Genomic DNA, 15,159 nt, shown 5'->3' on the forward strand with positions numbered 1-15,159 from the left:
GGCGTCGAAGTAGCGAAGTCGTTGGCGCAGCCTCTGGTAGAGAAGTATTGGGCATTGGTTATTCTCCCCATCTCCCCCATCTCCCCCATCTCCCCCATCTCCCCCATCTCCCCACTCCCCAGTTAGTCAGTCATGAGCCTTTGTATAAATCCCGTTTGCCCTAAACCAAATCACCCGAATAATCATCAAAACCGCTTTTGTCAAAGTTGTGGTTCCCATTTGGAATTGCTAGGGCGTTATCGGGTGACGTGCCTGTTGAGCGACAAAACAGGGTTTAGTAAAGTTTATGAAGCATATGAACAAGATACACCTAAAATCCTCAAGATACTCAAAGATGATCTATCAGGCGATGCCAAAGCAGTAGAACTATTTCAGCAAGAAGTAACCGTATTGGCACAACTCAAGCATCCCGGCATTCCCAAAGAAGATAGTTACTTCCAGTATCAAACCCGAAATGGTTTCGTGTTGCATTGCATTGCAATGGAAAAAATCGATGGCTACAACTTAGAACAGTGGCTACAGCACCATAATCAGCCTATTTCTCAAGAACAAGCGATCGCCTGGTTAAAACAATTAGTAGAAATTTTGGATTTAGTGCATAGCAAACAGTACCTACATCGAGATATTAAGCCATCTAATATCATGATTCGATCCCCCATTGGGAAGAGTTGGGGGAATTTGGTACTGATTGATTTTGGCACCGCCACCGAAATGCACAGAACCTATCCAGAGCAACTCAGGAATGGCGACGGGATGACAGCACTTATGTCATCTGGCTACAGCGCTCCAGAACAAATGAATGCTCAACCAGTACCGCAATCAGATTTCTTTGCCTTGGGACGCACATTTGTATTTTTACTTACGGGATACCATCCCTTAGATATGTATGATATGCAGCATAATTTATTGCACTGGCAAAATCATGCCATGCATATCTCACCCTTACTATTGAATTTAATTGATTGGCTAACACTACCGGATATAGAAAAGCGTCCTGCCAACGCTCAGGAAATTTTACAGTCTCTAGAAGAAATTGAAACTCAACTAATAGAAACTACTCCTACAAATACTAATTTAGTAGGCAATCTTAATCCTGAGCAGTTGTCCCCGCCAATTACTAAAATGTCGCCTCCAGATAAACAGCCAGAAGAAGTACGATTACTGGCATTTTTTGCAGTCCTGCTAGTGATATTAGGATTACTTAGTATAGTGGCTTTAGCAACGCGAACATCAAAATTCTCATTGATGCCAAATTCCGAACATTTTTCAGATCACAAAGATAAAATTGATTATTTTCCTTATCAAGAAGGTAAAGATAGTCAGGGGAAGGCAGCCGAATTTAATATAGCTGTTTTATCACTAGAATATAAATGGCTTTTAGGTAGCAATTTTCAAATTAAATCTAATGATGAAATTATTAGTCTAGACCTTTTAAAGTTGAACTTAGAACAAGAAGGTATACAGAAGATAATGGAAGATCCTAGTGAGATTATCTCTGTAGGCACAGTTTCTTGCAAGGGTGATATAGCAGTTCAAGAACGTATGGCTTTAGAACGTTCCAAACAAATACAACTTTTAGTGAAAAAATTATTTATTAATACACCAAACGTCAAAGGTTATCGGTTATTAAATTTGGGACAATTTCAACGGAGTGATTGTCAGGCAAATCAGGATTTAACTAAATATCAGAGAAGTATTATAATTATTGGGGTTAAAAAACAATCAGCAGGTTTAATTCTGGATGAGGCATTACGGGATAGGTTAGAAAAAAAGCTTTTTGCTGATTTTAAGTTAGAAGATTACTCTTTGGGGACGGCTGAAAAGTTTAAGACGATACCGAGTAATTTATAAAATCTCTAGCAAAGTACATCAGTGGATAGGCGTACACCATCGTAAATATCTCCACTTTATACCATTTCACACAAACCATGATACATATAGATTTCTCGTAGGGGCACAGAAAAAGCTCATAGGTGTCAACTTAAGCCTTGGCGAATGGAATTCGCGGCTACACAAACAAAGTCCACCTTCGTGGACTAATACAAAATCAAAGATTCTTAACCCACGTTCGCCCTTGGCGTTCCGCAGGAAAGGTGGGTTTTGTCTGTGTAGACGCGGTTTCTAACCGCCCTTTTAGCTTAAGTTGACACCAATGAGTATTGCTGTGCCCCTACCAACGTATTTGTATCATTATTAAAGTGAAAGGGTATTAGCCATAAACTACAACTATACTCATCTACATCCTTTGAAGTAATGGAACTTCTTTGAGTTTGGCAAATCATGAGGTGGTATATGTCAGTATTCGAGAAATCTTTCTTTGATCAAGAAAGTTTCAAACAAGGTTTCACCGTAAACGTCCCGATCGCAATGTACTAATAATTAACCACAAACCCAATAAACTAGCGGCTGCAAACAGGATGCTGCTTAAGAAAGATAGCTGAGTTGTCTGCGCTCTGGTGGAAATAATTGCTGCACCCATAATCAGCGAACCCACTAAAATACTAAAAGATAGTCGGTTAGCCGCATCGTCCATAGTGCGCCGCACGCCATCTAAACCCCGCAATGAAAGATTCCACTGTAAGGTTTCTGAGGTAACTCGGTCTAATAATAGTTCGATTTGGCGAGGAGATTGCAGAGACAGACTTTTAATATCTAAGGCTGTCCGTAATAGCGATCGCACTGGATTATCGCCCAATAATTGCCGGCTAAACAAGTCTGTAATTAATGGCTTGATTTCCTCAATCAGATTAATCTCCGGGTTGAATGTCCGCGCCACACCCTCTAAGTTTGCTATGGTTTTGGCATACAAACCCATGTTGCTAGGTAGACGAATTTTATTATTACGAGCAATTTGCAAAACTTCGTAAATTATTTGACTGAAATTCATCTCAGTCAAGCTGACATTATAATACTTTCGTAACATCCGGTCATAATCATTTTCCAGCCGTGACAAAATTACTGGTTGAGCAGAATCTGCTAGTTGCAAAGTTAACTGAGCGCACCTTTGAGCATCTAAATCAACGATCGCTAACAACATTTCTGTTAATATCTGCTGTGTGCGGGGATCAAGTCTTCCCACCATCCCACAGTCTAAGAGGGCAATACGACCATCTTTGAGATAAAACAAGTTGCCCGGATGAGGATCAGCGTGAAAAAAGCCATCAAGATATAGTTGCTGAAAAAATACCCGAAATAACAAAGTAGTTATTTCTTTACGCTCTACAGCAGGGTCTTTACCATTGTTGTTATTGTTCAAATCCGCAGACAGGAATGGCACCCCATCCAGCCATTCCATCACCATTAATTTTTCTGTGGTCAATTCCCAGTTAATTTCCGCAACCACTATTTGTGTGGGATCAAACCAACGACTCTTAGATAAGTTGCGCCGCAGTTGGTCTGTAAAACCCGCTTCCCGCGTAAAATCTAATTCAGCTTCTAGAGCTTTGGTAAATTCTTCGGCGATGGATTTGATTTCGTAGGTTTGCCCAAACTCAGTACGCGCCACTAAATCAGCAATCCCTTGAATTAAAGCAATATCTTGGGCAATAGTAATATCAATTCCCGGACGTTGCACTTTCAGAGCAACTTCCCGACCGTCTATTAATGTAGCTCGATGTGTCTGAGCAATTGATCCGGCGGCTACAGCAATAGGATTAATTTTGCTGAAGGTTTCTGCTAGTGAAAGTTTTAATTCTTTGCGGAGGACTATTTCTACCTCTGACCAAGGAACTGCTGGGACTTCATCTTGCAGGGTTGACAGTTCCTCAATGTAGGCGGCGTTCAGTAAATCTGGACGGGTGGAGAGTAACTGACCAAGTTTAACATAAACTGGCCCCAAGTCTACCAGGATATTTTTTAAAACCGCAGGTGTAGGTAGCTGGGGTTCATCAGCTTTGCCACCAGTAAGTAGCCTTCGCATATAGTCCCAGCCATTGCGAAGGAATACTTCAAGAATTTCTCGTTGACGGGGAACAGTTTGGGTGAGGAACATTTTAGGGAGTGGGGAGGGGGGAGTGGGGGAGCAGGGGGAGTGGGGGGAGCAGGGGGAGCAGGGGGAGTGGGGGGAGAAGAACTATTGATTATTGACCCATGCCCCATGCCCCATATCCAATGCTCTGCTTTTCGACAGTCAAGTTATAATGGAAAAATAGACTTTTTAGCCTCTGCCAAGGGTTTTAACTTTTATAGCAGGTCGATGAATCGGGAATCGCTTTGGAGAATTTTGAGGATCTGCTTAATTTCCTGGGTACGTTCTTTTTTAACAACGAGGGTGACATTGCGATCGCGCACAATCACCACGTCCTCTAAACCAATAGTAACAACTACATCTTCTGGATTTGAGGCATAAATAATCGCTCCCTGCGTATCCAGCCCTATGTGGGTAGCGAGTTCTACATTGGGAGTCTCCTCTGTCTTGAGTAAGCGTTCGATCGCATTCCAATCTCCTAAATCATCCCAACCAAAATCAACTGGCAAAACGTATGCTAAATTTGTCTTTTCCATTAGCGCATAGTCTATACTCTTCTTAGGCAACTGGGGATAGATATCAGACCCATGTTCTTCTAAAGGTTCGATAATTTCTGGAGCATGGGTATGTAGTTCCTTGAGAACAACCCCTGCCCGAAAAACGAACATCCCACTATTCCAGCTAAAGTGTCCCGTAGATAAAAAAGTTTCTGCCGTTTCCCGGTTGGGCTTTTCAGTAAAACGGTTGACGTGATAAGCTGGCAACTCATTAAAGCTACCTATTTTTTCACCTTGTTCAATGTAGCCATAACCGGTTGATGGAAAAGTAGGCTTGATCCCCAGTGTAACGATCGCTGCTGTGCTTGCGGCCAGTTGCGTAGCCGCACTTAAAGCATCTGCAAACGCCTTTTGGTCAGCAATCCAGTGGTCAGCAGGGAAAAAGCCAATCACAGCGTCTTCTCCATAGCGCTGTTTGATTTTTAAACTTGTCCAAGCAACGGCGGCGGCTGTGTCTCTTCCTTCCGACTCGATCAATAAGTTTTCAACTGGTAGATCAGGTAATTGTTGTCGTACCCCTTCAGCTATCTGACTAGAAGTGATAACCCACAAGGAATCCCAAGTGCCTCCGAGTGCTAACAAGCGATCGGCGGTTGCTTGTAATAAACTTCTAGAGCTGCCATCAAGACTTAAAAATTGTTTTGGTCGGTCTTTACGACTCAGAGGCCAAAAACGTTCACCTTTACCACCAGCAAGGATTACGGGGAACAATAAAGTATTCATGTTGTCATACACGCTTACCGAAGAACATTACAAGTTTACAGTGAGCTTTTCCACTGGCAATATTTGTAGCTTGGATTAACATACTTTTAGGGAGTGGTTGAGTGGGGAAATAATTGTGATAAAACAAGTCGAATGGTCGGAAAATCCGCTTACATCTCAGCAAGTAGTAGAATTTGAAACTGAAGTGCGATCGCCGCAACTTCAACGGACGGAAAATCAAGTAACACCTGCACCAGTAGCTGACTCAGAGGAGGAGGTAGAACTAAACCAGCCAGCGAATCCAAGCCGTAGCGTCGTCGAATCAGTGGGCGCAATTCCCAATCAGCTTTACCAGAGACTGGGGTTGACCATGCCTCGATGGCTGTTGTGGATTACGACTATTGTCATCGGCATCATCTTATCTGGGTTACTGGTATCAACATTAGCACTTTGGACTCCGTTGTGGAGCAATCTAGATCGAACAGATGAAGATTTAGGAACTACCACTAAAGACGAGGTAAAAATACCACTACCAGGGGAGTTATGGAGCAAACTCTCCCAGTATCAGCTTTCACGACCGATGAATATTTTAATTATGGGGATTGAACCAGTTAGGGATACTGTTGATGGTTCACCAGAAAGCTTTGCTGGGAAAAGCGACACCATGCTGCTGGTACGGCTTAACCCGACTGAAAAATCTGTACGGGTGCTTTCGATTCCCAAAGATACGATGATCGCCATCCCCGAAAAGGGAGAAAATGGATTAACTAAGGTATCTGATGCCAATGCCAAAGGCGGCCCAGTCTTGGCAGCACGGGTAGTTAGCCGTACCTTAAACAATGCCCCAATCGATCGCTACATCCGCATTTCTACTAGCGGCTTACGGCAGTTAGTCGATCAGTTAGGCGGAGTAGAGGTCTTTGTTCCCAAATCAATGGAATATAAAGATTCCAGCAGTCGGTTGTCGATTAATTTAGTCAGTGGCTGGCAAACCCTCAACGGCGAACAAGCAGAACAGTTTGTCCGGTTCCGCGAACCAGGTTTAGGAGATTTGCCGAGAGTGCAGCGTCAGCAAGCACTAACAGCAGCATTGCTGCAACGCTTAAATAGTCCTACCCTCTTACCCAGGTTGCCTCAATTAACTCGTTTAATGCGAAAATACTTTGATACCAACCTGAAGATGGAAGAAATGATGGCATTGGTGAACTTCGGTCTGAACTTAGATCGAGATAATTTCCAAATGACCATGTTGCCTGGTACGTTTAGCCGTTTTAGCAAAGATCCTGATAGCTATTGGCTGAACATGACTGGACAACAGAGCCTGTTGAATGATTATGTTGGGGTAAATGTACCTGGTCTAAAGCCAGATATGCGTCGGGTTCCTAACCTCAAAATTGCTATTCAAAATGCTTCCAATCAACCTCAGCTAACTGAAAAAGTTATTGCTTATCTCAAACAGAAAGGCTTTACTAATATTTACAAAGTGCCTGATTGGCCAGATACCCAACGTCAAACTCAGATTGTTGTCCAAAAAGGCAACCGACGAGTTGGAGTTGATTTGCAAAAAGTCTTAGGCTTGGGTCAAATCGAGGTGTCGGCGATTGGTGATTTAGAATCTGATCTCACAATCCGCATTGGTAAAGATTGGAAATAGGTAAGAGTCATTAGTCATTAGTCATTAGTCATTGGTTAAATGACAAAGCGCAAAGTCTGAGCGGAGGTTTCCTCCGATCAGAACTTTGTAAGAGAGGACTAATGACAAAAGACTACTGACAAATAATAAAGTTATGAAAAAGATTTTACTGCGCTTTTTTGGTTTGATTGCGATTTTGATACTAGCATTTTTGTGGATAATACTTAATCCCAAACCGGCTTTTGCTCAAGTAAACACAATCAACTACAACAATATAAATTTAGAAAATCGTGACTTTTCTCATACTGATTTGGCAGGTGTGACTTTTGTCGCAGCAGAAATGCGGGGGGCGAATTTTCAAGGGGCGAATTTAAGCAATGCAATTCTGACTAAGGGAATTTTATTAAAAGCAAATCTGGAAGGTGCGAACTTGAGCGGGGCTTTAGTTGATCGCGTGACTATGGATAGTGCTAATCTGAAAAATGCAATTCTTAAAGAAGCAACTTTGACCAGCAGTCGCTTTTACGATGCTGATATCACTGGTGCTGATTTTACAGATGCTTTGGTTGATCGTTATCAAGTGTCGCTGCTGTGTGAAAGAGCTGACGGTGTAAATTCTGTTACAGGTGTGTCAACGCGAGATAGTTTGGGTTGTCGATAGTAGAGTGTGTTAGCGCAAAGAGTACGGCATCAACACCTTAGAATCGGTGCGTTACGGCAAGCCTAAATAATAGGATTTCCGAAATTCGTAGCTTTTTTAAACGCAAAGGGGCGCTGAGGGAAACGCAGAGGGGTGCTGAGTTTTGCCAATTTTAGTTCGCTATGAAGTTATAAAATTCTGTACTAAGACACTCTAATAAACTAATTTGACCTTTAACTAGTGGTGGGAATTTCAATCAAAAACTCTGTTCCTTCTCCTGGTTTAGACGAACATTTAATCTGACCATGATGTTTTTCAACCACGATTTGATAACTGATAGATAATCCTAACCCTGTACCTTTACCTATTGATTTGGTGGTGAAGAAGGGGTCAAAAATGTGCGATCGCACCTCTTCTGGAATCCCTAGACCATTATCAGCTATTCTAATTACAATCTGGTTATTAACGGCTTGGGTACTAATCCAGATAGTCAAGGATATTATCGGACACCTTTGGGACAACTTCAAATAGTTTTCCTGTATAGTTTTATACTTTTCCTCTAAGGCATCAATACTGTTACTCAAAAGATTCATAAACACTTGATTTAATTGCGCGGGATAGCATTCGAGCAAAGGTAAACTACCATATTCTTTAACAATCTCAATAGCTGGGCGTTTATTATTATTTTTGAGGCGATGCCCTAAGATTAGCAAAGTACTATCCAATCCTTCATGAATGTCTACTGGCTTCAATTGAACCTCATCTGTACGAGAAAAGTTACGCAGTGATAGCACAATCTCACAAATTCGCTCTGTTCCTACTTTCATTGACTCAAGGGTTTTGGGTAAATCTTCCATAAGAAAGTCCAAATCAGTCTTGTCAATTTGCTGTTGGACAGTTGGCAATAAAGAGGAGTTTTGACGGTAAAGTTCCACAACGTTTAACAGTTCTTGAGTATATTCATTTAAATGGATCAGATTACCAAAAATAAAACTGATAGGATTGTTGATTTCATGCGCGACTCCAGCAAGTAGTTGTCCTAAACCTGCCATTTTTTCACCCTGAATTAACCGGGTCTGAGTTTGTTTTAATTCTTGCAGTGCTTGAGTAAGTTCTAAGGTTTGACGTTTAGTTTGTTCGAGTAATTCCGCTTGCTGAATTGCAATTCCAAATTGCACCCCTACTTGAGCCAATAAATTAATTTCTTCCTCTTTCCAATAACGCGGTTGCGAATTTTGATAAGCAACTAATAATCCCCATAATTTTTCACCTTCCCGAATCGGAACAAAGGTTTCGTTACGCGGAAGTTCGTTATCGTCGTCTGTGTCCTCAAAAGTTTCTCTAATCATTGGTTGGGCTTGTGTAACAGGTTTCCAACCATCTTTAAAGGAATCTGCCACAAATTTACCGCTCCAATCCGAGTTGAAGCGGTAGATTGCAACTCGCTCGACTTTGAGCAACTCTCGCACAGATTGAGTAGTAGTTATAAAAATAGTTTTAATATCGAGTGACTGGCGGATTTTATCAATGGTTGCAGCCAGCAATTCTTGCCGTTCCATTGATTTCTCCCGTTCGGTGGCTTCTGCTAACTGGACAACCTGCATTTGAACTTGCTTTAAATAAGAATCCTGTTTTAATGCGACTCCCAATTGCTGGGCTATTTGACTGGTAAATTCAATTTCAGAGGGTTGCCAGTCACGAGGAGCGTTACATTGGTGAATACACAGCAATCCCCAAAGTTCACCTTTTTTCAATAGAGGTGCGATCATATTTGCACGCACTTGAAATTTTTCTAGGATTTGGATATAGCAACCTGAAAAGTTTTGTTGATAAATGTCAGCGATCGCATTTACTCGACCTTGCGCGTAAAGGTGTGCAAAGTTTTCACCGAAGCAATAATCATAAACTTTTTCTGCGATTACCGAGTTACACTCAGGTACAACATCCTCAGAAATAAATTCTCCTTCCCAATCTTTTTGAGGGTCAAAACGAAAGACTGCCACTCGGTCTGCTTGCAGCATTTTCCGTGCCTCGGTGACAGTAGTCTGGAAGATTGTATCTAAATCTAAAGACTCCCGAATTCGAGTAATCACGCTAGTTAATGTCTTTTGTTGCTCTGCTTGGTACTGAGCGTATGCCAGCAACTTATAGTGTCGCAGTGCCAGACCAATTTGTGTGCCGATTTTGGTCAATGATTCGACTTCATAAGATTGCCACTGTCTGGGTGAGGCGTTCTGGTAGGCAGCGATGACTCCCCACAGTTGATCTCCTTGGAGAATAGGGGCAGTTGCAAAAGCTTTTGCCTGGAATTGCTCCAACAGGCTTACATGGCAGTCTGTTAATCCGGCTTGATAAATGTCATTAACTGTAAATGTCTGGTTGTCAACATAACGTCCGCCTTGCGTCTGTTGTAAATAAGTATCAGCGATCGCAGGCTGAATGCCAACTAAGGGAGTCCAGCCTGATGCAAATGATTCCGCAACAAAGTTACCACTCCAATCTGGATTGAAGCTAAAGATGGCAACTCGATCAGCTTGTAGCAGCTTGCGTATTTCTTGAGTTGTGGTTTTAAAGATGGTTTCAATATCAAGAGGTGAGCGAATTTCATCAAGAATCTGAGCAATTACTTGGTCGCGTTGAGCCGCTTGAGCCAATTTTGTGGCTTGCAATTGGACTTGGTGAAGATGCTTTGCTTGTTGAATCGCAACAGAAAGATGGTCAGCAATTTGACGAATAAACTCAATTTCCGATTCTTTCCAGTCACGAGCCTCACTGCACTGATGAATGCAAAGCAATCCCCACAGTTCGTTCACCCGCGATAGAGGGACAATAAGGTTGGCCTGTACCTGAAATTTACTCAAAATTGCCAGATGACAATCACTCAGTCCCGCTTTGTAAATATCTGCTACTGCTTGCACTCGACCTTGTTGATAACTGGCAGCAAATTGTTTTCCAAAGCAGTAATCGTAAACTTTTACTGTCATTGCTGAGTCCCAGCCAGGTGCAACATCCTCACAAACAAATTCTCCTTCCCAATCTTTTTCCAGGTCAAACTGGAAGACTGCTACACGGTCAGCATTTAGCAACTGACGCACTTGGGTAACGGTCGTTTGAAAAATTGTTTCTAAGTCAAGAGACTCCCGAATTCGCACAATTACATTCGCCAGAGCCTTTTGTTGCTCTAGTTGCTCTTGAAGTTGAGCGCTTGACAAGAGAAGTTGATTTTCTGTGAAATTTGAATTTGGTTCCATTGCTCTGGATTATGTCGGTTTTATATAATGATTCCTCATCCCAAACTTCATGGAGTCAAAGAGGGTCAAAAATATGACAACCTGCAAAAATTTGCAGTGTTCAATTATTTTCAAGAAGATGGTTGTTGTTATAGTTCCCCTTTCTTGAGCTATCTTCGTAATTGGTTAAAAAATAATTTTGGCTTGTACACAGCAGAAAACATGACTAAGCACAGCTTTGCGTAAAATTGTGGCGAATTCTCTGCGTTTCTCTCTGCATGCCTATGCGTTTAAATTTCAATCCCCAATTCGCTGTATCATAGCAATCTCAGGAATTGAATTTTGAGCGTAGGCCTAGCCCGCCGCAGGCATCGCTCACATTAATTAGCTACCACCAACCAAGTGCTTTCTATCTCAGATAATGCTGGAGCCGTCAGTTTAACGAATGGCGGCTGCACATTCTCTATTATTGGTTCTTCAGGAGGATTTTCTGACATACGAAAATTTACCCAGCATTCTGTGCAGATGGCGACTTTAATGGTACTTCATCAGTTTCGGCACTAAAAGCTGCTGCCAATTCAGGGCTAACAATTGCTAAGGCACTCTCATGCCATTCATGGATGAGCGCGTCAATCATCTCCCATGCTGTAGGAGAGGAATCTATCAACCGAAAAGCCTCACTTAGCTCCTTGATAAAGCCTTGCAGATCATCGGAATCAAATACACTCAGCCATCCATAAGGATGTTCAAAGCCGATTTCCTTCCCAAGTAATAGTGAAAAAGCGACGGTTAATGCCTGAAAAACAGCTTTACTCTGTGTTGCTGCCTTCACGAGAAAAGTTACTTCCTCCCGACGCAATAAAGCGAAAGACTGATCATTACGAGTAATTTTCACTGGACGTTCTAAAGCTTTGTCCAGAACTCGCCCAGGCTGACGATTTAACTCAGTGGCTGTAATTAACTCATCTGAGTAGATATTGCCGAAAGTCCCGATAGACATAGGTTATGCGTTTTTAGTGAACGCCGATTTTCTCAAAACAGAATTCTTCTTCAACAAATCAATGATTGTATACGTATAATTGTACGATCGCTCCGCCAACGCCAAGGGCGAACGCACTTAAAATAATTAATTTATCGAAATTTACCTGACAGACTGCCGGATTTCAGGTTAAATGTTTGTAAAGTATGCACTCTCTAAGAGTTGTCTGGTATTATTCGTGACACAACAAGACCAAAAACCCTCTCGTTCTTTCGCTGGAATTGCTGGCATTGTTGCCGCAGCCACCTTAATTAGTAAAATCTTCGGTTTAGTGCGGCAGCAAGCGATCGCTGCCGCATTTGGTGTTAGTGCTGCTGCCACTGCCTATAGTTATGCCTATATTATCCCTGGCTTTCTATTAATATTACTCGGTGGTGTAAATGGGCCATTACACAGTGCGATCGTCAGCGTTTTAGCCAAGCGTCGGCGAGAAGAAGCGGCTCCCCTAGTGGAAACCGTGACAACGCTGGTGGCTGGAGTGTTGTTGCTGGTGACAGTTGCTCAGATTTTATTTGCGGATGCGATCGTTGATTTCGTTGGTCATGGTTTGGAAGAGACAACCAGAGCGATCGCCATTCAACAACTCCGCATTATGGCACCAATGGCTTTATTTTCAGGATTAATTGGTATTGGCTTTGGTACTCTCAATACAGCCAATCAATATTGGTTACTCTCCATTAGTCCCTTATTATCCAGTATTACGGTTGTTGCCGGACTTGCTATCTTGGCTATGCAACTGGGCAAGGATATGATTAAGCCGGAGTACGCTTTAATCGGGGGAATGGTGTTAGCTTGGGGAACTTTGGCAGGAGCAATTCTCCAGTGGTTAGTGCAGCTAATTGTCCAGTGGCGGTTAGGATTAGGCACATTACGCCTGCGGTTTGAGTTTAAATCCCCAGGCGTTCAAGAAGTAATTAAAATTATGACTCCGGCAACAGTTTCCTCTGGAATGATGCCAATTAATGTTGCCACTGACCTTTATTTTGCCAGTCCTATTCCTGGCGCTGCGGCAGGATTTAACTATGCGAATCTATTAGTCCAAACTCCCTTGGGGATTATTTCTAATATCATTTTACTGCCCCTATTACCAATATTTGCCAAACTTGCCGAACCGGAAAATTGGCCAGAGCTAAAATCACGCATTCGCCAAGGACTGCTACTCACTGCCTTCACCATGCTACCGCTAGGGGCGCTGATGGTGGCGTTATCAGTACCCATTGTGCAGGTGGTATATGAGCGTGGTGCTTTTAAGCCAGAAGCCACACAGCTAGTTTCATCCTTGTTAGTCGCTTATGGAATTGGGATGTTTGCCTATTTGGGACGTGATGTTTTGGTGCGGGTATTCTATGCTTTAGGCGATGGACAGACACCTTTTCGCATCAGTATCTATAATATTTTGCTCAATGCCTTACTAGATGTGTTTTTCGTTGAACCTTTTGGCGCTCCCGGTTTGGTGTTAGCAACAGTGGGTGTAAATTGCAGTTCAATTTTAATGCTGTTATGGTTGCTCGATCGCAAACTCAATGGTTTACCTTGGCGTGAGTGGAGTGTGCCGATTTTGGGTTTGACTGCTGGTAGCGTTGTCGCCGGGGTAGCAACCTATGGTACATTGCTTGCTTGTCAACAGATGTTAGGTAAAGAAGGTTTACTGATTCTGGTGTTGGAGTTGGGTATATCTGGCTTCGTGGGGATTGCGGTGTTTGCTGCGATCGCTTCATCGATGAAAATACCAGAAGTGAATAGATTTATATCTCGTCTGCGTCAGCGCTTTTTGAAGAAATAACTGTCATTTGAATATTTCAGTTGGTACACCCAACTGGGTGAACAATAATTCAGCCAATAGGGTGAGCCAAATGTGCGAGGTTACATTTTGTAAAAAAAGAGATTCTAGTACTAGAGAACATTGATTTTACTTAACTCTGGTGAGAAGAATTCTATGAAATTTACAAAATTAGCTGCCTCTATATTTGCTGTTGCTTCAATCGTCCTTTCGGCGGGAATTGCATCTGCTCAAACAGCCGGTACAAACGGTAATTACATCGGTGCTGGGATTGCTGTTGGTGCAACTAGTGGCGGACAAGGAAATGATGAAGCACAAGTTGGTGGCAATATCCAAGGACGTTACGCCGTTCCCAAAACACCTCTTTCAGTGCGGGGTTCTGTGCTGTATGGTGGTGATGCTGCCGCCATTATGCCCATAGTGACTTACGATGCGCCCATCGCCAAAAATACTAACATTTACTTCGGTGGTGGTTATTCTTTTGTAACTGACGAAGGTCAAAAAACCCCATTGGGCAATCAGAATGCACCTGTACTTACCCTTGGTATTGAATCAGAAGTTAGCAACAATGTCATTGCCTATGGCGATACTAAATGGGGTATTGACGCTTACAGAAATAGTGATGCTGATGCCCTCAGCTTCCAAGCCGGATTAGGCTATCGCTTCTAGTAATTACGAGCTAGAAAACAGCTTATTCATCAGCTAAAGCAATGATGTTTGCCAGCCCTAGTATCGCGGTTCTCAATTGCATAGAATACAGGAGCCAGTCGCCTGGGCGGGTTTCCCGACTTGGGCCAACTGGCGTACCATTCGTAGGGGCACAGCAATGCTCATTGGTGTCAAGTTAACCCAAAACCCTTTTCAAACCTCCTTTCCAGCCAGAGACTAAAAATGCTGCTCGTTGCGGCTCTGCCGCAAGTCTTGAGGCGGCAGCCCTCTCGGAATGCATTAAGAGTCGGAGACTCTTAACGAGACAACCTTAAAAGCTGCTTATAGACTGGCTTTCACGTTAAGTTGACACGGATGAGCTTTTTCTGTGCCCCTACCATGTATTGCATCCAAACGAGAGCCGTAATAACCCAAGTTGCGTGGCAAAACAAAAGCTCGTTTTTGATAACCCTGATTAAATTATTCACCTCATTTTGGGTGATTTAACCGTAGATTACATGGTATCTTATTTCTCTGCAACTCCTTAACTTTAGATTTAGGCTACAAAAGACGTAAGACACAATTAAACTAAACTCGTCAGGGAGTCAATTGACATGGTTAAGGAATCTAATGCTTATCTGTTGGGTGGTGGTATCGGCTCTTTGGCAGCCGCCGCCTTCATGATTCGCGACGGCGGACTCCCTGGCGGAAATATTTTTATCCTAGAAGCAAAGCCCCTCTTGGGCGGAAGTATGTATGGAGCCGGGAACCCTGGTGAAACAGTTCCGCCTGAAACAGTTCCGCCTGAAACAGTTCCGCCTGAAACAGTTCCGCCTGAAATAGTTCCGCCTGAAACAGTTCCGCCTGAAATAGTTCCGCCTGAAACAGTTCCACCTGAAATAGTTCCGCCTGAAATAGTTCCGCCTGAAACAGTTCCGCCTGAAACAGTTCCGCCTGAAACAG

Annotated in this window: 10 protein-coding genes; 6 read left to right on the forward strand and 4 right to left on the reverse strand. The window is 42.8% G+C overall.

The genetic code is table 11. The features are described 5' to 3' along the window. The first annotated feature begins 132 nt into the window (after positions 1-132). Complete coding sequence (locus tag HWQ38_RS15935; protein WP_292795075.1) at positions 133-1,851, forward strand: serine/threonine-protein kinase; 1,719 nt, start codon at positions 133-135, stop codon at positions 1,849-1,851. 493 nt (positions 1,852-2,344) lie between these two features. Here the strand turns inward: HWQ38_RS15935 and HWQ38_RS15940 are convergent, their stop codons facing one another. Together HWQ38_RS15940 and HWQ38_RS15945 are read right to left on the reverse strand one after the other, a co-directional pair. Beyond that, on the reverse strand, positions 2,345-3,991 hold the full coding sequence (locus HWQ38_RS15940; protein WP_292795076.1) for an AarF/ABC1/UbiB kinase family protein: 1,647 nt from the start codon (positions 3,989-3,991) through the stop codon (positions 2,345-2,347). Between the two features lie 191 nt (positions 3,992-4,182). Then, entirely contained in the window at positions 4,183-5,247 is a 1,065-nt protein-coding gene (locus HWQ38_RS15945; RefSeq protein ID WP_292795078.1) for a mannose-1-phosphate guanylyltransferase, read from the reverse strand. Positions 5,248-5,362: 115 nt separating this feature from the next. Here HWQ38_RS15945 and HWQ38_RS15950 point away from each other — a divergent pair, with 115 nt between their 5' ends. Further along, positions 5,363-6,880 carry an LCP family protein gene (locus HWQ38_RS15950; RefSeq protein ID WP_292795080.1) on the forward strand — a complete coding sequence of 506 codons (1,518 nt, stop codon included), beginning with the start codon at positions 5,363-5,365 and terminating at the stop codon, positions 6,878-6,880. Positions 6,881-7,013: 133 nt separating this feature from the next. Then, positions 7,014-7,520 (forward strand): pentapeptide repeat-containing protein, encoded by a 507-nt coding sequence (locus tag HWQ38_RS15955; protein WP_292795082.1) that lies wholly within the window; start codon positions 7,014-7,016, stop codon positions 7,518-7,520. Between the two features lie 212 nt (positions 7,521-7,732). Here the strand turns inward: HWQ38_RS15955 and HWQ38_RS15960 are convergent, their stop codons facing one another. Together HWQ38_RS15960 and HWQ38_RS15965 are read right to left on the reverse strand one after the other, a co-directional pair. After that, a complete protein-coding gene (locus HWQ38_RS15960; protein ID WP_292795084.1) occupies positions 7,733-10,750 on the reverse strand; it encodes a GAF domain-containing protein in 3,018 nt (1,005 codons plus the stop codon). Positions 10,751-11,234: 484 nt separating this feature from the next. After that, positions 11,235-11,729 (reverse strand): hypothetical protein, encoded by a 495-nt coding sequence (locus tag HWQ38_RS15965; RefSeq protein WP_292795085.1) that lies wholly within the window; start codon positions 11,727-11,729, stop codon positions 11,235-11,237. Between the two features lie 217 nt (positions 11,730-11,946). On the opposite strand from HWQ38_RS15965, the gene murJ reads away from it, so the two are divergent. From murJ to HWQ38_RS15980, 3 genes are all read left to right on the forward strand, one after another. Then, the gene (murJ, locus tag HWQ38_RS15970; RefSeq protein ID WP_292795087.1) at positions 11,947-13,551 is read left to right on the forward strand and encodes a murein biosynthesis integral membrane protein MurJ; all 1,605 of its coding nucleotides are present in this window, start codon (positions 11,947-11,949) and stop codon (positions 13,549-13,551) included. 153 nt (positions 13,552-13,704) lie between these two features. Beyond that, a complete protein-coding gene (locus HWQ38_RS15975; RefSeq protein WP_292795089.1) occupies positions 13,705-14,217 on the forward strand; it encodes an outer membrane beta-barrel protein in 513 nt (170 codons plus the stop codon). 593 nt (positions 14,218-14,810) lie between these two features. Beyond that, positions 14,811-15,159: oleate hydratase (locus HWQ38_RS15980; protein WP_292795094.1), on the forward strand; the 349-nt coding region annotated here is incomplete at its 3' end.

The organism is Nostoc sp. NMS7, assembly GCF_017115085.1.
Classification (GTDB): domain Bacteria; phylum Cyanobacteriota; class Cyanobacteriia; order Cyanobacteriales; family Nostocaceae; genus Nostoc.